Source organism: Kitasatospora sp. NBC_01250 (genome assembly GCF_036226465.1).
Taxonomy (GTDB): Bacteria; Actinomycetota; Actinomycetes; order Streptomycetales; family Streptomycetaceae; genus Kitasatospora.
In genome coordinates this window covers 6508488-6525828 of sequence record NZ_CP108476.1, presented here as the reverse complement: position 1 = coordinate 6525828, position 17341 = coordinate 6508488, and the positions used below count along the sequence as shown (strand labels likewise).

Below are 17341 nucleotides of genomic sequence, written 5' to 3'. Positions count from 1 at the left end.
CCTCTCAGCGCCGGGTGTCGGCGACGCAGCGGCCGCCCTCGTTGCGGTAGTTCCAGCGGGCGCCGTCGCTGACCAGCTCGCGCACGGCGGCCAGGAAGCGGTCGATGTGCTCCTCGGGCGTGCCGGCCCCGAAGCTGACCCGGATCGCGTTCAGGCTGCGCTCGCCGGGCAGCGAGGGCTCGGGCGCCCCGCACTCGGACGGGGCGGCCTGCTCACTGCCCAGCAGGGTGCGCACCAGGGGGTGGGCGCAGAAGAGCCCGTCGCGCACCCCGATGCCGTACTCGGCCGACAGCGCCGCCGAGAAGTGCGAGCTGTTCCAGCCCTGCACGACGAAGGAGAGCACGCCGACCCGCGCCGCCGCGGGGCCGAACAGGCTGAGCACCCGGACCTCGGGGATCTCGGCCAGGCCGGCCGTCAGCCGGTCGATCAGGTACTGCTCGCGCTCCTGCAGCGCCTCGAAACCGGCCTCGGTCAGCGCCCGGCAGGCCGCGGCGATGGCGTAGGCACCGATCACGTTGGGCGAACCGGCCTCGTGCCGGGCCGGGCCCTGGTGCCACTCGACGGCCACCGAGCCGTCCACCTCACGGGCCACCGTGCGGCTCGCGCCGCCGCCCGCCAGGTACGGCTCCGCCGCGTCCAGCCAGTCGCTGCGCCCGGCCAGCACACCCGCGCCGAACGGGGCGTAGAGCTTGTGGCCGGAGAAGGCGACCCAGTCGACGTCCAGCTCGCGCACCGAGACCCGGTGGTGCGGGGCCAGTTGCGCGGCGTCCAGCACCACGCGGGCGCCGTGCCGGTGCGCCACCCGGGTCAGCTCGGCCACCGGCCACAGCTCGCCGGTGACGTTGGAGGCGCCGGTGACGCAGAACAGGCGGGGCTCGGCGGGGCTGCCGGCGGCCAGCGCCTCGGCCAGCGCGGCGACGGCCTGCTCGGGCGAGCTCGGGGCGCGCAGGTAGCTGACCGCCAGGCCGGCCTGGCGCCAGGGCAGCAGCGAGGCGTGGTGCTCGGTCTCGAAGGCGAAGACCCGGGTGCCGGCCGGCAGGGCGCCCGCCAGCAGGTTGAGCGAGTCGGTGGTGGCCCGGGTGAAGACCACCTGGTCGTCCTCGCGCAGGTCCAGGAAGTCCGCGACGGTGCGCCGGCTCTGCTCGAACAGGTCGGTGGAGAGCTGCGAGAGGTAGCCGGCGCCGCGGTGCACGCTGCCGTAGTACGGGGCGTAGGCGGCCACCTCGTCCCAGACCCGCTGCAGCGCGGGCGAGCTGGCGGCGTAGTCGAGCGCGGCGTAGCCCACCTTCTCGCCGGAGACCAGCGGGACCTGGACGTCGGCGCCGAGCACGGCGAGGGGGGCGCAGAGATCGAGGGAAGACGGCATGAGGATGCACTCCTTCGGAGTCAGGACCCCGGGAGTGCGAATATGCCGGTGGTCCGCGCTTGCCACACGGACCTGTCGCCGTCTGGCCTGGTCTTCACCCAGGGCACCCCGCCACGGACGGAGGGTTGCCGGACAGCAAGCTGGGGCTCGTCGCGCTGTCACTCATGACCTGGCGAAGACTTTAGATCAGCTCCCGAAGTGCGGTCAAACACCGTCCCGGCATCCGGACACACATGAGACCCGCAGGCCAGCGGCCCGCGGGTCTCGTGGAACTGACGCCGGGTCAGTGCGCGGTGGCCTCCGCCCAGCGCTTGAGGGTGTCCTGCGCGGCGCCCGAGTCGATGGCCGCGGTGGTGCGCCGCATCGCCGCGGCCAGCTGCTCGACCAGCGGCGCATCCGTCAGCTCCAGGGCGACCAGCGCGGCTGCCGAATTGAGCACCACGGCGTCGCGCACCGGCCCCTGCTCCCCGGCCAGCACCCGGCGCGCCACCGCGGCGTTGTACTCGGCGTCCGCCCCGCGCAGCGCCTCGATGCCGACCAGCTCGATGCCCAGCTCGCGCGGGTCGAGGACGGTCTCGGTGACCCGGCCCCCGCGCACCACCCAGACCCGCGAGGTGGCGCAGACGGTCAGCTCGTCCAGCCCGTCGTCACCCCGGAACACCAGTGCGGAGGAGCCGCGCTCCGCGAGCACCCCGGCGATCAGGCCGGCCAGCCGGGTGTCGAAGCAGCCGACCGCGTGCGCGGTGACGCGGGCCGGGTTGGTCAGCGGACCCAGGATGTTGAAGGCGGTGGCCACCCCGAGGTCGCGGCGGGCCGGGGCGGCGTGCCGCATCGCCGGGTGGAAGGTGGCCGCGAAGCAGAAGGTGAGGCCGACCTCCTCGGCCACCTCGGCGACCCGCCGGGCGCTCAGGTCCAACCGGATCCCGAGCCGCTCCAGCACGTCGGAGGAGCCGCTGGCGGACGAGGCCGCCCGGTTCCCGTGCTTGACCACCTTGGCGCCGGCCGCCGCCGCGACGATGGCCGACATGGTGGAGATGTTGACGGTCTTGGCCCGGTCGCCGCCGGTGCCGACGATGTCCACCGCGGGGCCGGGGATGTGCAGCGGCTCGGCGTGCGCGTACATCGCCTCGACCAGGCCGCAGACCTCGGCCACCGTCTCGCCCTTGGCCCGCAGCGCCACCACGAAGCCGGCCACCTGGGCCGGGCTGGCCTCGCCGCTCATGATCCGGTCCATCGCCCAGGCGGCGTCCGCCTGGGTCAGGTCCTGGCCGGTCAGCAGCGCGTTCAGCAGGTCCGGCCAGGTGCGGACCACCTGCGCGGGGTCCTGACCGCCGTTCGCAGGGTTCACATTCACCATGGCCGACTCCAGCTCGCATCCGGTGCTCGTTACGGGGATGCAGCCAGCCTATCGACCGGCGAAGGGCCGCCGCGGCACCCGCGACGGCCCTTCTCTGCTCGTGAGACACCGGCCGGCGGCCGGCGGCGCCGGCCGTCCAGGAGGCGGAACGCTCAGCGCGCCAGGCTGCGCGCGCCCAGACGGGCGCGGAGCAGGGTGGCCACCGTCTCGGCCAGTGCCACCGGGTCGACCGGCTGCGAGATCGCCGCGTCCGCCCGGCTCCAGGCCGCCAGCCAGGTGTCCTGCGGGCGGCCGATCAGCACCAGCACCGGCGGGCAGCCGTAGATCTCGTCCTTCACCTGGCGGGCCAGCCCCAGTCCGCCGGCCGGCACTGCCTCGCCGTCGAAGAGGCAGAGGTCCACGCCGCCCTTCTCCAGCGCGCGCAGCACGGCGGGGACCGTGGCGCACTCCAGGTACGTAACCTCCGGCAGGTCGGCGGCCGGCCGCCGGCCGAGCGCCGAGGTGACCTGCGCGCGGGTGTTGCGGTCATCGCTGTAGACGAGAACGGTGAGCGTCTCGTCACTCGTGTGCGTCGCCATCGACCTGCTCCCATGTGATCCAGACCACGTCCAGTCACCACCGGATGCTACTCCCGATCACCCCCCGCGGGGCGCGACTGGCGCGATCTCTTCCGGATCCGGCCCGCCGGCGCCGCCCGCCGGGCCGGGCGGGCCGGCCCGGGCGGGCGGCCCGCCGGGCGGGTGGCAAGCTGTCACCCACCCGGGCGAGACGGCGTCACCCTCGGCGGTACAGTCCACCCGGACGGCCCACAGCGGTACGCCACCGGTGCCCCGCTGGCCGTCAGGACACGCGTGGCACCCGGGTGGTCCGGCCCAACGCGCCGTCAGAAAATCACCATCCGCACGACGAAACCCCTCGTCAACCGGCGCGCACCGGATACGCACGGCCACCGGCGCAGCCATCCGGGCATACCGCACGCACCGGACACTCCGAGGGAGACCCCCCGGCGTGAAGACGGAATAAGGGACCGACATAATGTCGGTCGTGGCGACAGCAACAGCAACAGAAACCGGGCACGCTCATGGATCGGTCAACCGACCGAACATGACCAGTGTCGGAACCATCGTCTGGCTGAGTTCCGAGCTGATGTTCTTCGCGGCCCTCTTCGCGATGTACTTCACGGCTCGCTCCGTGAAGGGACCAGACTTCTGGGCCGAGAAGGCGCATGCCCTCAACGTCCCCTTCTCCTCCGTGAACACCACGATCCTGGTGCTCTCCTCGCTCACCTGCCAGCTCGGCGTGTTCGCTGCCGAGCGCGGTGACGTCAAGAAGCTCCGCACGTGGTTCTCGATCACCTTCATGATGGGGGCGATCTTCATCGGGGGTCAGATCTACGAGTACACCAACCTGGTGAAGAAGGACGGCATCTCGCTCTCCTCCGACCCGTACGGTTCGGTGTTCTACCTGACCACCGGCTTCCACGGGCTCCACGTGACGGGCGGTCTGATCGCCTTCCTGCTGGTGCTGGGGCGGACCTACGCTGCCAAGCGGTTCACGCATGAGCAGGCCACCGCGGCGATCGTCGTGTCGTACTACTGGCACTTCGTCGACGTGGTCTGGATCGGCCTCTTCGCGACCATCTACCTGATCAAGTAACCGATCAGGTCGCTGGCCGCCGGCCGGACCCCGTGCCCTCACCGGCTCCGGGTCCTTTGCCCGTGCCCGCCTTTGCCGATGCCTACCGGCACCGGGCCCCTCCACCAGTCGACCAGATCCTGACACCGGGGTTATCTCGTGAAAAAGCTCTCCGCACGACGGCGCCACCCACTGGCGGCGCTGGTCGTCCTACTCTTCGCCCTCGCGGCCATCGGGGGGCTGTACGCCGAGTTCGCGCCCGCCGAGAACGCGCAGGCCGACAGCTCCGCGCAGTCGCTCGCGATCGATGAGGGCAAGCGGCTCTTCGCCGTGGGCTGCTCCTCGTGCCACGGCCTCAACGGCGAGGGCAGCAGCACCGGCCCCAGCCTGGTGGGCGTGGGCTCCGCCGCCGTCGACTTCCAGGTCGGCACCGGCCGCATGCCCGCCCAGCAGCCGGGTGCGCAGATCCCGAAGAAGAAGAACATCTACAGCCAGAGCGACATCGACGCGATGGCCGCCTTCGTCGCCTCGCTGGGCCCCGGCCCGGTGACGCCGACCAAGGACCAGTACACCTCCACCGAGACGGACGCGATCTCCAAGGGTGGCGAGCTGTTCCGGACGAACTGCTCGCAGTGCCACAACTTCGCCGGTGCCGGCGGTGCCCTGACGCAGGGTAAGTTCGCGCCCTCGCTGGAGAACGTCGACCCGAAGCACATCTACGAGGCCATGCAGACCGGCCCGCAGAACATGCCCTCCTTCCCCGACACCACCATGCCGGAGAAGCAGAAGCAGGAGATCGTGGCCTTCGTCCGCTACCAGGCGAACGAGGCGCCCAACCCCGGTGGTCTCTCGCTCGGCAGCCTCGGTCCGGTGACCGAGGGTCTGTTCGGCTGGATCTTCGGTCTCGGTGTCCTGATCGCGATCGCGATCTGGGTCGCCGCTCACACCACCAAGGCCAAGAAGTCATGAGCCACGACATGTCAGACGACAAGCTGCCGCAGGCGCACGCCGCCGGCGAAGGGCACGGCGAAGCCGCCGTTGCCGACAACCCGTTCGCGGACCCGGGGCTGCCGCCCCACGAGCCGCGGCGGACCGACATCGACGAGCGGGCCGCCAAGCGGGCCGAGCGCCAGGTGTCGCTGCTCTTCATCGTCTCGATGCTGGCGACCGTCGGTTTCATCGCCAGCTACGTCAGCATCGACGCCGACCGGATCGTCTACATCTTCCCGCTGGGCCACATCAGCGCGCTGAACTTCGCGCTCGGTATGACCCTGGGTGTGGCGCTGTTCTGCATCGGCGCGGGCGCGGTCCACTGGGCCCGCACCCTGATGTCGGACGTCGAGCTGCCGGCCGAGCGCCACGCGATCGAGGCCGACGACGAGACCCGCGCGGACGTCATCGAGCAGTTCAAGACCGGCGCCGCCGAGTCCGGCTTCGGCCGCCGCAAGATGATCCGCAACACCCTGATCGGGTCCATGGCCCTGGTGCCGCTCTCCGGCGTGATGCTGCTGCGCGACCTCGGCCCGCTGCCCGAGAAGAAGCTCGACGTCACGGGTTGGAACGAGGCCACGCCGAACGCTCCGATCCGGCTGGTCAACATGAACACCAACGAGCCGATGAAGGCCGAGGACATCGCGGTCGGCTCGCTGACGTTCGCCAAGCCCGGCCCGTCCGCGCTGCGTCCGGCCGGTCTGCAGGAGTCCGACGAGGACTTCCAGGAGGCCATCGCCAAGGACGCGCTGATGCTGATCCGCATCCAGCCGAACGACATCAAGGACGCCGACTCGGCCGCCCTGGGCTTCGAGGGTGTGCTGGCGTACTCCAAGATCTGCACCCACGTCGGTTGCCCGATCTCGCTGTACGAGCAGCAGACCCACCACGCGCTCTGCCCCTGCCACCAGTCGACCTTCGACCTGTCGGACGGCGCGCGCGTTATCTTCGGCCCGGCCGGGCACCCCCTGCCGCAGCTGAAGATCGTCACCGATGCCTCCGGCTACCTGGTAGCCCCCGGCGGCTTCGAGCACCCCGTCGGTCCGAGCTTCTGGGAGCGCAGCGAATGAGTTCCGCGTCGACTAGCGCGAAGCAGGCCGCACCGGCCAGCACGCGCGACAAGCCCGCCAACAAGGCGGAGGCCGCAGCCGACTGGGTGGACGGCCGGCTGGGGATCTACTCCCTGGCCAAGGCCAACCTGCGGAAGATCTTCCCGGACCACTGGTCCTTCATGCTCGGTGAGATCTGCCTCTACAGCTTCATCATCATCATCCTGACGGGCGTCTACCTGACGCTCTTCTTCAAGCCCAGCATGGGCGAGGTCATCTACAACGGCTCGTACTCGCCGTTGGACGGCATCCGGGTCTCGGAGGCCTACGCCTCCACGCTGAACATCAGCTTCGAGGTCCGCGGCGGTCTGCTGATCCGGCAGATCCACCACTGGGCCGCGATCGTGTTCGTCGCCGCGATGTTCGTGCACATGATGCGCGTCTTCTTCACCGGCGCGTTCCGCAAGCCCCGCGAGATCAACTGGCTGTTCGGCTTCCTGCTGCTCTTCCTGGGCTTCTTCGACGGCTTCCTCGGGTACTCGCTCCCCGACGACCTGCTCTCCGGCACCGGTATCCGGTTCATGGAGGGCGCCATCCTGGCCGTCCCGCTGGTCGGTACCTACATCTCGTTCTTCCTGTTCGGCGGGGAGTTCCCGGGGACCGACATCGTGCCGCGGTTCTTCACGATCCACGTGCTGCTGATCCCGGGCATCATGCTCGGCCTGCTGGTGGCGCACCTGATCCTGGTCTTCTACCACAAGCACACCCAGTGGGCGGGCCCGGGCAAGACCGAGAAGAACGTGGTCGGCATGCCGCTCATGCCGGTCTACATGGCCAAGGCCGGCGGTTTCTTCTTCCTCGTCTTCGGCATCATCGCGGCGATGTCCGCGATCGCCTCGGTCAACCCGGTCTGGGCCTACGGCCCGTACCGTCCGGACCAGGTCTCCACCGACGCCCAGCCCGACTGGTACATGGGCTTCGCCGAGGGTCTGATCCGTGTCATGCCGGGCTGGGAGATCCGGGCCTGGGGCCACACCCTGAACCTGGGTGTCTTCATCCCGCTGATGCTCTTCCCGCTGGTGCTGGCCGCCATCGCCGTCTACCCCTTCATCGAGGGCTGGATCACCGGCGACAAGCGCGAGCACCACATCCTGGACCGCCCGCGCAACGCCCCCGTGCGTACCGCGCTGGGTGCCGCCTGGATCAGCCTCTACCTGGTGCTGCTCTCCGGCGGTGGCAACGACCTGATCGCCACGCACTTCCACCTGTCGCTGAACGACATCACGTACTTCGTGCGGATCGGTTCGTTCGTCGTCCCGGTGGTGGTCTTCTTCGTGACCAAGCGCTGGTGCCTGGGCCTGCAGCGCCGGGACAAGGAGAAGGTGCTGCACGGTCGCGAGACCGGCGTCATCAAGCGGCTGCCGCACGGTGAGTTCATCGAGGTGCACGCCCAGCTCCCGCAGGGCACGCTCCACACGCTCACCTCGCACGAGCAGTACGAGCCGGTCGAGCTGCCGGCCGAGGTCGACGAGAACGGTGTCGCCCGCAAGGTCGGCCTGGCGACCAAGACCCGCGCCAAGCTCTCCGAGGGCTACTTCGGCGAGGGCAACCAGATCCCCAAGCCGACTCCCGAGGAGCACAAGGAGATCACCAGCGGCCACGGCCACCACTGATCCCCTGCTCTGACAACGCGTCAGCCACCTGAGGGCCCCGTCCGGCACTGCCGGTCGGGGCCCTTGGCGTGGGGGCGGCACAATGGGTGACGCACCATCAGCCCAGGAGAACCGAGGAGACCCGCCCCGTGCAGGTGAGCATCGACCACGCCGTCGCCACACCGCCCTACGAGCAGCTGCGCGCGCAGATCGCCGAGCAGGCCAGGACCGGTGTGCTGGCGGCCGGGCTGCGGCTGCCCACCGTGCGCGCGCTGGCCGAGCAGCTGGGGCTGGCCGCCAACACGGTGGCGCGCGCGTACCGGGAGCTGGAGGCGGACGGCGTGGTGGAGACGCACGGCCGCCGCGGCACCCTGGTGGCCGCCACCGGGGACACCGCGCACCGGCTGGCCGCCGACGCCGCCACCGAGTACGCCGCCCGGGCCCACCGCCTGGGCGTCACGCGGGACGAGGCCCAGGCGGCCGTGTACGGCGCGCTGGACCTCGTCTACGGGGCATCGCCGTCCGGGTCGTCCTGACCCGCCCCGGGGGACGCCGGCGGCTCAGACCTGCGGGCGCAGGGTGGCCGCCGCCTTCGGTACCGGGGGCGTGGCCACGGTGTTCAGCGGCCGGCCCATCGCACTGCCCTTGAGCCAGTCGTCCCAGCTCAGGTTCCAGTCGCCGAAGCCGTTGCCGAACGGCTCCATGTCGTGGCCCCTGCTGTTGACCACCTCGACGATGTCGCCCACCCGGACCTGGTTGTAGAACCACCTGGCGTTGTCGGTACTCATGCCGGTGCAGCCGTGGCTGACGTTCTCCACGCCCTGCGAGGCCACCGACCAGGGCGCCGCGTGCACGTACTCCCCGCTCCAGGTCACCCGGGTGGCCCACTCGACCTTGAGGTCGTAGGCCTCGCTGCTGCCCTTGGCGATGCCGATGGTCTCGCTGCTCATCTGCACCTCCCGCTCCTGGCCGAGCACCACCTTGATGCCGTTGCGGGTGTCGAAGCCCGGCTTGCCGGTGGTCACCGGGATGGTGTTGACCACCTCGCCGTTGCGCTTGAAGGTGAGCTCGTCGCTGGCCGCGTCGACCACCGCCTCCACCCGGTCGCCGGTGCTGAACGAGACGCTGGCGGTGGGGCCGCCGTACAGCCCGCCGTCGATCTGCCGGCCGTCGGCGTCGTAGGTCAGCTTGACCTTGGTGTTGGCCGGCCAGTAGTCCTTCGGCCGGAAGTGCAGGTTCTTGCCGTCGACCCAGTACCAGCCGCCGGTCACCGCCGGTTCGGAGACCACGGTGAGCGCGCTCTCCACCTGCCGCCGGGCGGCCGGGTCCTTGACCTCCTCGGAGAGCTTCACCGTGAGCGGCTCGCCGACGCCGTAGACCTGCCGGCCGAGGTCGGGGCCCAGGGTCGCGTTGAGCAGCCGGTCGGCGGGCTTGGTGGTGAAGTCCTGGGTGGTCTCGCCCCGGCCGCCCTCCGCGTCCACGGCGGCGATCCGTGCCGTGTAGTGGGTGGCGGGCGCCAGCGGGGTGGCGCTGTGCCAGGTGCGCCCGTCGGGGTCCAGGCTCCCGGCCAGCACGCGCCCGTCCGGGCCGCTGAGCGTGACGTCGGTGACCCGGTCGCCGCTGTCCGCGCTGACCGTGAACGGCTTGCCGGGTTCGGCACCCGCCCCGGCCGAGCTGTGCACCAGGTGGGCGGCGTCGACCACCCGCGGCGGGCCGCCGCTGCTCGCCGAGCCGCCGGCCGAACAGGCCGTGAGCGGGCCGAGCACCAGGGGGGTGACGGCCAACAACCAGAGGGCTGCCCGGCCAGCGAACCTGACCTTCGGGCTCTGCCCCCCTACCGCGCATCTGCGGGCCACCGGAGCCTCCTGGGGTTCGGATGATGCATCAGATGGTAGGAACATCACCGCATCTGAACGGCCCGCCCGCACCCCACTGAGCCCGGGCGGGTGACGGCAGCACCCGCCCGGACCAACAGAAGAGGCGCCCGGTCGCCCCGGGCGCGAAACGAAACGGCGGGCCCCCTCCGAGGAGGGAGCCCGCCGTGTGCGTGCCGAGACCTGGAACCTACTGGTTCTGGTTCTCGCCGCGGTAGAACTCGAAGACCCAGCCGAACAGGCCGATCATGATCATCGGAGCGGCCCAGAACATCAGCCACCAGCCGAAGATGACGCCGCAGAACGCGAGCGCGCCACCGATGGCCAGCGACAGCGGCTGCCAGCTGTGCGGGGCGAAGAAGCCCATCTCACCGGCGTCGTCCGAGACCTCGGCCTCGGGGTTGTCACCGGCGCCCAGGTCCACCCGGCGGGCGGTGAAGCCCAGGTAGAAGGCGATGAAGGCGCACAGGCCGAAGGCCAGGAAGAGCGCGGTGGTACCGGCCGCCTCCGTGCCGTGGGAGCTGTGCGTGGTCCACACGCCGTAGACCACTGCCATGATCAGAATGAAGGCGGCGAAGCCCGCGAAGATCTTGCCCTGCTCCTTCATCAGGCGTCGCCCTCCTTCTTGCCCTTGCTCAGCTGCGGGTTGTCGTACTCGGCCGGGACGACGCCCTCCAGGTGCTTGGCCAGGTGGCCGTGCAGCTCCAGGTAGTCGAGCGCGGCGATGTCCGGGTGGTGCAGGTCGAACGCCGGGGATTCGGAGCGGATCCGCGGCAGGGTGAGGAAGTTGTGCCGCGGCGGCGGGCACGAGGTGGCCCACTCCAGCGAGCGGCCGTAACCCCACGGGTCGTCGACCTCGACCTTCTCGCCGTACTTGGCGGTCTTCCAGACGTTGTAGAGGAACGGCAGGATCGACATGCCCAGCAGGAAGGAGCCGATGGACGAGACCACGTTCAGCGTGGTGAAGCCGTCCGACGCCAGGTAGGTGGCGTAGCGACGCGGCATGCCCTCGGCACCCAGCCAGTGCTGCACCAGGAAGGTGGTGTGGAAGCCGATGAACAGCGTCCAGAAGGTGATCTTGCCGAGGCGCTCGTCCAGCATCTTGCCGGTCATCTTCGGCCACCAGAAGTGGAAGCCGGCGAACATCGCGAAGACGACGGTGCCGAAGACCACGTAGTGGAAGTGGGCGACGACGAAGTACGAGTCCGAGACGTGGAAGTCGATCGGCGGGGAGGCGAGCAGCACACCGGTCAGACCGCCGAAGAGGAAGGTGACCAGGAAGCCGACCGTCCAGAGCATCGGGGTCTCGAAGCTCAGCGAGCCCTTCCACATGGTGCCGACCCAGTTGAAGAACTTCACACCGGTGGGGACCGCGATCAGGAAGGTCATGAAGGAGAAGAACGGCAGCAGGACCTGCCCGGTGACGTACATGTGGTGGGCCCACACCGTCACGGAGAGACCGGCGATGCCGATGGTGGCCGCGATCAGACCCGAGTAGCCGAACATCGGCTTGCGGGAGAAGACCGGGATGATCTCCGAGATGATGCCGAAGAACGGCAGCGCGATGATGTACACCTCTGGGTGGCCGAAGAACCAGAAGAGGTGTTGCCAGAGCAGTGCTCCACCGTTGTTCGGGTCGAAGATATGTGCCCCGAATTTACGGTCGACTTCCAGCGCGAAGAGCGCGGCGGCGAGCACCGGGAAGGCCAGCAGCACCAGCACCGAGGTGAGCAGGACGTTCCACACGAAGATGGACATCCGGAACATCGTCATGCCAGGGGCGCGCATGCAGATGACGGTGGTGATGAAGTTGACCGCGCCGAGGATGGTGCCGAAGCCGGAGAAGGCCAGACCCATGATCCACATGTCGGCGCCGACGCCCGGCGAGCGGACCGCGTCCGACAGCGGCGAGTAGGCGAACCAACCGAAGTCGGCCGCGCCCTGCGGGGTGAGGAAGCCGCCGACCGCGATGGTCGAGCCGAACAGGTACAGCCAGTAGGCGAACATGTTCAGTCGCGGGAAGGCGACGTCCGGTGCGCCGATCTGCAGCGGCATGATCCAGTTGGTGAAACCGGCGAACAGCGGCGTCGCGAACATCAGCAGCATGATCGTGCCGTGCATCGTGAACGCCTGGTTGAACTGCTCGTTCGACAGGATCTTGCCGTCCGGCTGCGCCAGCTGGGCGCGCATGACGAGCGCCAGGATGCCACCGATCAGGAAGAACGCGAACGAGGTACCGAGGTACAGCGTCCCGATCGTCTTGTGGTCGGTGGTGGTCAGCCACTTGATGATGGTGGCGCCCGGCTTGCGGGTGCGCGGGGCCGCGCCGGCCCTGGCGGTGCCCCCAGGTGCCCCGCCGGCCGCGGCGGGTTCGTTGAGGATCGTCACTTCGTTTCACTTCCCATGCTCGTGATGCCCGAAGGCACCGCGCCGGCCTGGCCGCTGGCCCGCAGCTGCTGCAGGTGCTTCACGTAGTCGTCATGGCTGACGACCTTCACCTTGAAGAGCATCCGGGAGTGGTCCACACCGCAGAGTTCCGCACACTTGCCGTCGTACTCGCCGATGACGGTGGGCGTGACCTCGAACTTGTTCACCACGCCCGGCACGACGTCCATCTTCATCATGAAGTTGACGGGCCAGAAGTCGTGGATCACGTCACGGGAGGTCAACCGGAACTGGACCGACTCGTCGACCGGCAGCCACAGCGTCGGGATCTGGCTGGGGGTGCCCACGTCGTACGCGGCGGTCTGGCTGGTCGGGTCCGGGGTCTCGGTGTTCTCGTAGTTGAACGCCCAGCTCCACTGGAAGCCCACCACGTTGACGTAGTGCTGCGGCTTGGCGGAGACCTGGGTCAGCTTCGCCTCGTCGCGCGCGACGAAGTAGAAGAGGACCGAGACGATAACGATGGGGACCGCGGTGTAGAGCGCCTCGATGGGCACGTTGTACCGGGTCTGCGGAGGGATCTCGATGCCGGTGCGGCTGCGGCGGTGGAAGATCACACTCCAGATGATCAGACCCCACATCAGTACGCCGACCACCAGCGCCGCGATCCAGGACCCCTGCCACATCTGAAGGACGAGGTGTCCAGTCGTGGTCACAGGGCTGGGGAGGCCAAGCCTGGGCAGGTCATTGGCCGAGCAGCCGGTAGCGGTCGCGATGACGAGGCCCAGTGCCAGCGCCTGAGGCAGCTTCCGCCGCATCGTGCGCCGCGGCGAGCGGTCGGAGCCGTTGGGACTCACGTAGCGCCTTCCCGAAGTCTCGCCCGCGATCGCGCCGCCCCCGGGAGTACTGTGAGCCTCCCCGGCGACCCGTCCACGGGCACGGTTTGAATGCTTATGCGGGCCAAACCCTACTCCAGCCTTATGCGGACCTGACGAGCAGGTCCCGGTAACGCGCCGCCCCGCTACCCGATCAGCCCCGGCAGGCGTGGATTCGCAGGTCATGGTGGACTTTCGGGCTCCGTACACCCGATCGGGGGGCGGCCATACGACGACCGGGTGACGGTCCGTCGGGCGCGGACGAAGCGGACAAAATGCCGCCCCGCGGGGTGATCGGCTGACGGGGTGTGAGGCCCCGGTACGGTGTCGGGCATGCCGTCCACCGAGCCCCTGTATTTCGATGTGGCCTCCACCGCCCCGCTGCACCCCGTGGCCCGGCAGGCGCTGACCGCCGCGCTGGACGAGGGCTGGGGCGATCCGGCCCGGCTCTACCGCTCGGGCCGGCAGGCCCGGCTGCTGCTGGACGCGGCCCGGGAGACGGTGGCCGAGCTGATCGGCGCCCGCCCCGACGAGGTCTCCTTCACCGGCAGCGGGACCCAGGCGGTGCAGCTGGGCATGCTCGGCGCGCTGCGCGGGCGGCGCCGGACAGGCCGTCACCTGGTGCACTCGGCCGTGGAGCACTCCAGCGTGCTGCACACCGCCGAGGGCCACGCGGCCGAGGGCGGCGAGGTCTCGGTGGTCCCGGTGGACCGCGGCGGGCGGGTGGCCGCCGATCGCTTCGCCGCCGCGGTGCGGCCGGACACCGCGCTGGCGGTGCTGCAGTCGGCCAACCACGAGGTCGGCACGGTGCAGCCGGTGGCCGAGGTGGCCGAACTGCTGCGCGCCTCGCCCGGCGAGGTGCCGCTGCTGGTGGACGCCGCGCAGAGCATCGGGCGGCTCCCGGCGCCCGCGGGCTGGTCGCTGCTGACGGCCAGCGCGCACAAGTGGGGCGGCCCGGCCGGGGTCGGGGTGCTCGCGGTGCGCAAGGGCGTCAGGTTCCGCTCCGCACTGCCCGCCGACGAGCGGGAGAGCGGACGGGTGCCGGGCTACGTCAACGTGCCGGCCATCGTGGCGGCCGCCGCCGCGCTGCGCGCGGTGCGGGCCGAGGCCGCGGCCGAGAACGACCGGCTGCACGCGCTGGTGGAGCGGATCAGGACCCGGGTGCCGCAGCTGGTGCCGGAGGTCGAGGTGGTCGGCGATCCGGTGCGCCGGCTGCCGCACCTGGTCACCTTCTCCTGCCTCTACGTGGACGGCGAGGTGCTGCTGACCGAGCTGGACCGGGCGGGCATCGCGGTCTCCTCGGGTTCCTCCTGCACCTCCAGCACCTTGACCCCCAGTCACGTGCTGGCCGCGATGGGCGTGCTGACCGAGGGCAACGTGCGCCTCTCGCTGCCGACCGGGACGACCGGGGCCCAGGTGGACCGCTTCCTCGCGGTGCTGCCCGAGGTGGTCGCCGCCGTACGGGCGCCGCTGGGGCTGGACCTGGCGGTGCCGGCCGCCGATGCGCCCGCGGAGCTGGTCGTCGACGCACTGGGCAAGCGCTGCCCGCTGCCGGTGATCGAGCTGGCCAAGCGGATCGGCGAGGTGCCGCCCGGCGGCCTGGTGGTGGTGCTGGCCGACGACGAGGCCGCCCGGCTCGACATCCCGGCCTGGTGCGACATGCGCGAACAGACGTACGAAGGCGAAGCCCCGGCCAGCGCCTACGGGGCGGACCGGGGCTTCGCCTACCGGGTGCGGCGGGTCGGCTGACCCGCCGCCGGCCCGGCGGCCGGTGGAGCTCAGGCGAGCTTGGCGCGCACCTCGGCCGCGGCGGCCTCGCCGTAGGCGGCGGCGAAGCGCTCCAGGAAGTGGCCGGTGCGCAGCTCGTACTCCTGGGTGCCGACGGTCTCGATCACCAGGGTGGCCAGCGCACAGCCGATCTGGGCGGCCCGCTCCAGGCCCAGGTCCCAGGACAGGCCCGCGAGGAAGCCGGCCCGGAAGCCGTCACCGACGCCGGTCGGGTCGGCCTTCTTCAGCTCGGGGACGCACCCGACGGTCAGCGACGGCTCGCCCTTGCGGTCGATCCGCACGCCCTTGCTGCCCAGCGTGGTGACCCGGATGCCGACCCGGTCCAGCACGTCGGCGGCCGACCAGCCGGTCTTCGACTCGATCAGCCCGGCCTCGTACTCGTTGGTGAACAGGTAGGCGGCGCCGTCCACGATCTCGCGGATGTCGTCGCCGTCCAGCCGGGCCAGCTGCTGCGAGGGGTCGGCGGCGAAGGCGTAGCCGCGGGTGCGGCACTCCTGGGTGTGGCGGATCATCGCCTGCGGGTCGTCCGCGCCGATCAGCACCAGGTCCAGGCCGCCGACCCGGTCGGCCACCGGCTTCAGCTCGATGTTGCGCGCCTCGGCCATCGCGCCGGTGTAGAACGAGGCGATCTGGTTGTGGTCCTCGTCCGTGGTGCACATGAAGCGGGCGGTGTGCCGCGTCTGCGAGATGTGCACCGACTCGGTGTCCACGTTGTGCCGCTCCAGCCAGGCCCGGTACTCCTCGAAGTCCGCGCCGGCCGCGCCCACCAGCACCGGGCGCAGCCCGAGCAGGCCCATGCCGAAGGTGATGTTCGGGGCGACCCCGCCGCGACGGATGTCCAGGGTGTCGACCAGGAAGGAGAGCGATACCGCGTGCAGACGGTCGGCGACCAGCTGGTCCGTGATACGACCCGGAAAGGTCATCAGATGGTCGGTGGCGATCGAACCGGCGACGGCGATGCGCACGACTGGGCTCCTCGGTTGGGGGCAGCAGGTGAACCCCCTTACGGTACCCGGCAGCACCACGGTCAAAGGTCGTAACGGCCGCGCTCACGTCCGGGGGACTACCTGTGGGTAGGTATGGCCCGATTCGCGTCGGCGGCCTAGGGTCGCGAACGTGAGGCTCGTCATACGCCTCCCGCCCGCGCGCGACCGGGCCCAGGCCGCGTGTCCAAGCGCCCCCGTGGATCGGAAGTCACCGATGCTTGCCAGCCACTCCCCCGTCCAGGCCCGCCGAGTACGACAGGGCGAGGCCGATGGCCTCCTGGGCGAGGCGGACACCGACACCCTCGACGAGCTGGTGGACTCCTCGCGCCGGCTCGGCGCCTTCTGGCCGTTGCTGGCCGGGGGCGAGGAGCCCGGCGGCGCACCGGGCGGACCGATCACGGTGCCCGCCCGCACCCGCGCGTTGGTCGCGGGGATGGCCGAGTACGGGGTCTAGGACAGGCCCCAGCCGCCCCCTCCTCTCCTCCTGACCCGTCCGCGTCAGCCCAGCGGAACCGGATCCCGCCGTGCCACGTCACATCCGCGCAGCCAACGCTGCCGTAGGGATCCGCAGACCTCTGGAGGACGTCGCACCATGGACGAGAACACCACCGCCGAGCAGCTCCACCACCGCGCGGCGCCCCGCTCGAACGGGTCGCTCGGGCGCCGGCGGCGGAGTCTGGCAGCCGCCGCCCTGCTGCTCTCGCTCGCCGCGACGGTCAGTGCCTGCAACAGCGACGGGAGCGCCAAGAACACCGCCGCCGCGAGCAGCACCGGCGCGTCGGCGACCGGGTCGCCCAGCGGTTCCGCCAGTGGCTCCGCCAGCCCGACGCCCTCCGCCGGCGGCTCGGCCGGCGCCGGTACGACCACGGCGCCCGGTTCGGCCCAGCCCAGCGCCCCGGCCGGCAACCCGACGCCCAGCGCGCCCATCAAGTCGGCCCCGGGCACCCCGGCCCCCGCCCAGCCGACCACGCCGGGCGGCGGCGCCCCGTCGCCCGTCACCCCGCTGCCGGTGGACCCGCAGGCGCAGCTGAAGCCGTCCAGCTACCTGGCCAAGGGCAACCAGCTGACGATCTTCTTCTTCGGCGGCGTCTGCGACAAGTACGGCCTGAAGGCGGACGAGAGCAAGGCGGGCCAGGTCACCGTGCAGGTGGTGATCACCCAGAAGCCGCCGGCCGGGCAGAACTGCCCGGACCTGGTCAAGCAGCAGGGCGTGACCACGGACCTCGCCCAGCCGCTGCAGGGCCGCACGGTGCTCTCCTCCACCGGGGCGGACGTGCCGCTGGAGTCGGCGCCCAACGGCGGCCCGGTCAGCGCGAGCAACTGACCGCGGGGGCGTACCGGCCCCGAACACGACGGCGGCGGCCCCGGAAGGATTCCGGGGCCGCCG

16 protein-coding genes and 1 riboswitch are annotated in these 17341 nt (G+C 70.8%); of the genes, 8 read left to right on the top strand and 8 right to left on the bottom strand.

What is annotated here, in order from left to right:
• Nucleotides 1–4: 4 nt before the first annotated feature.
• The 3 genes from OG500_RS27605 to OG500_RS27595 form a co-directional block, all read right to left on the bottom strand.
• A complete protein-coding gene (locus tag OG500_RS27605) occupies nt 5–1366 on the bottom strand; it encodes an aminotransferase class V-fold PLP-dependent enzyme (RefSeq protein WP_327069548.1) in 1362 nt (453 codons plus the stop codon).
• 50 nt (nt 1367–1416) lie between these two features.
• Nucleotides 1417–1536, bottom strand: a riboswitch (SAM riboswitch).
• A gap of 113 nt (nt 1537–1649) precedes the next feature.
• Nucleotides 1650–2723, bottom strand: coding sequence for an anthranilate phosphoribosyltransferase (gene trpD / locus OG500_RS27600; protein WP_329584068.1), 1074 nt, complete (start codon nt 2721–2723; stop codon nt 1650–1652).
• Between the two features lie 152 nt (nt 2724–2875).
• Nucleotides 2876–3301 (bottom strand): hypothetical protein, encoded by a 426-nt coding sequence (locus OG500_RS27595; protein ID WP_327069546.1) that lies wholly within the window; start codon nt 3299–3301, stop codon nt 2876–2878.
• A 457-nt stretch (nt 3302–3758) separates the two neighbouring features.
• Between OG500_RS27595 and ctaE the strand changes: the two genes are divergently transcribed.
• The 5 genes from ctaE (at nt 3759) to OG500_RS27570 (ending at nt 8585) form a co-directional block, all read left to right on the top strand.
• Nucleotides 3759–4379, top strand: coding sequence for an aa3-type cytochrome oxidase subunit III (ctaE, locus tag OG500_RS27590; RefSeq protein ID WP_327069545.1), 621 nt, complete (start codon nt 3759–3761; stop codon nt 4377–4379).
• 138 nt (nt 4380–4517) lie between these two features.
• A complete protein-coding gene (qcrC, locus tag OG500_RS27585; protein ID WP_327069544.1) occupies nt 4518–5327 on the top strand; it encodes a cytochrome bc1 complex diheme cytochrome c subunit in 810 nt (269 codons plus the stop codon).
• Nucleotides 5324–6418 (top strand): cytochrome bc1 complex Rieske iron-sulfur subunit, encoded by a 1095-nt coding sequence (gene qcrA / locus OG500_RS27580; protein WP_442789240.1) that lies wholly within the window; start codon nt 5324–5326, stop codon nt 6416–6418. The genes qcrC and qcrA overlap by 4 nt, the downstream gene beginning before the upstream one ends.
• The gene (qcrB, locus tag OG500_RS27575; protein WP_327069542.1) at nt 6415–8070 is read left to right on the top strand and encodes a cytochrome bc1 complex cytochrome b subunit; all 1656 of its coding nucleotides are present in this window, start codon (nt 6415–6417) and stop codon (nt 8068–8070) included. The genes qcrA and qcrB overlap by 4 nt, the downstream gene beginning before the upstream one ends.
• Before the next feature lie 128 nt (nt 8071–8198).
• Nucleotides 8199–8585 (top strand): GntR family transcriptional regulator, encoded by a 387-nt coding sequence (locus OG500_RS27570; protein WP_329584065.1) that lies wholly within the window; start codon nt 8199–8201, stop codon nt 8583–8585.
• A 24-nt stretch (nt 8586–8609) separates the two neighbouring features.
• On the opposite strand, the gene OG500_RS27565 is transcribed toward OG500_RS27570, so the two are convergent.
• From OG500_RS27565 to ctaC, 4 genes are all read right to left on the bottom strand, one after another.
• On the bottom strand, nt 8610–9833 hold the full coding sequence (locus OG500_RS27565; protein ID WP_327069540.1) for a L,D-transpeptidase: 1224 nt from the start codon (nt 9831–9833) through the stop codon (nt 8610–8612).
• 280 nt (nt 9834–10113) lie between these two features.
• On the bottom strand, nt 10114–10530 hold the full coding sequence (locus OG500_RS27560; protein ID WP_327069539.1) for a cytochrome c oxidase subunit 4: 417 nt from the start codon (nt 10528–10530) through the stop codon (nt 10114–10116).
• Entirely contained in the window at nt 10530–12311 is a 1782-nt protein-coding gene (gene ctaD / locus OG500_RS27555) for an aa3-type cytochrome oxidase subunit I (RefSeq protein ID WP_327069538.1), read from the bottom strand. Before ctaD ends, OG500_RS27560 begins: the two co-directional genes overlap by 1 nt.
• Entirely contained in the window at nt 12308–13162 is an 855-nt protein-coding gene (gene ctaC, locus OG500_RS27550) for an aa3-type cytochrome oxidase subunit II (protein WP_327069537.1), read from the bottom strand. The genes ctaD and ctaC overlap by 4 nt, the downstream gene beginning before the upstream one ends.
• 351 nt (nt 13163–13513) lie before the next feature.
• On the opposite strand from ctaC, the gene OG500_RS27545 reads away from it, so the two are divergent.
• A complete protein-coding gene (locus OG500_RS27545) occupies nt 13514–14929 on the top strand; it encodes a cysteine desulfurase/sulfurtransferase TusA family protein (RefSeq protein WP_327069536.1) in 1416 nt (471 codons plus the stop codon).
• A gap of 29 nt (nt 14930–14958) precedes the next feature.
• Here OG500_RS27545 and OG500_RS27540 read toward each other — a convergent pair whose 3' ends face one another.
• Nucleotides 14959–15933, bottom strand: a complete 975-nt coding sequence (locus tag OG500_RS27540; RefSeq protein ID WP_329584062.1) for a carbohydrate kinase family protein — start codon at nt 15931–15933, stop codon at nt 14959–14961.
• Nucleotides 15934–16168: 235 nt separating this feature from the next.
• Between OG500_RS27540 and OG500_RS27535 the strand changes: the two genes are divergently transcribed.
• Both OG500_RS27535 and OG500_RS27530 read left to right on the top strand, forming a co-directional pair.
• Nucleotides 16169–16408 (top strand): hypothetical protein, encoded by a 240-nt coding sequence (locus OG500_RS27535; protein WP_327069534.1) that lies wholly within the window; start codon nt 16169–16171, stop codon nt 16406–16408.
• Between the two features lie 138 nt (nt 16409–16546).
• Nucleotides 16547–17278, top strand: a complete 732-nt coding sequence (locus tag OG500_RS27530; protein ID WP_329584059.1) for a hypothetical protein — start codon at nt 16547–16549, stop codon at nt 17276–17278.
• Nucleotides 17279–17341: the final 63 nt, after the last annotated feature.

What these genes read in the sequence shown, in the direction of transcription:
- qcrA (WP_442789240.1), top strand. Translation starts at nt 5,324, where the DNA reads ATGAGCCACGACATGTCAGACGACAAGCTGCCGCAGGCGCACGCCGCC.
- ctaE (WP_327069545.1), top strand. Translation starts at nt 3,759, where the DNA reads ATGTCGGTCGTGGCGACAGCAACAGCAACAGAAACCGGGCACGCTCAT.
- OG500_RS27605 (WP_327069548.1), bottom strand. Translation starts at nt 1,366, where the DNA reads ATGCCGTCTTCCCTCGATCTCTGCGCCCCCCTCGCCGTGCTCGGCGCC.
- OG500_RS27545 (WP_327069536.1), top strand. Translation starts at nt 13,514, where the DNA reads ATGCCGTCCACCGAGCCCCTGTATTTCGATGTGGCCTCCACCGCCCCG.
- OG500_RS27530 (WP_329584059.1), top strand. Translation starts at nt 16,547, where the DNA reads ATGGACGAGAACACCACCGCCGAGCAGCTCCACCACCGCGCGGCGCCC.
- qcrB (WP_327069542.1), top strand. Translation starts at nt 6,415, where the DNA reads ATGAGTTCCGCGTCGACTAGCGCGAAGCAGGCCGCACCGGCCAGCACG.
- trpD (WP_329584068.1), bottom strand. Translation starts at nt 2,723, where the DNA reads ATGGTGAATGTGAACCCTGCGAACGGCGGTCAGGACCCCGCGCAGGTG.
- OG500_RS27535 (WP_327069534.1), top strand. Translation starts at nt 16,169, where the DNA reads ATGCTTGCCAGCCACTCCCCCGTCCAGGCCCGCCGAGTACGACAGGGC.
- OG500_RS27560 (WP_327069539.1), bottom strand. Translation starts at nt 10,530, where the DNA reads ATGAAGGAGCAGGGCAAGATCTTCGCGGGCTTCGCCGCCTTCATTCTG.
- OG500_RS27595 (WP_327069546.1), bottom strand. Translation starts at nt 3,301, where the DNA reads ATGGCGACGCACACGAGTGACGAGACGCTCACCGTTCTCGTCTACAGC.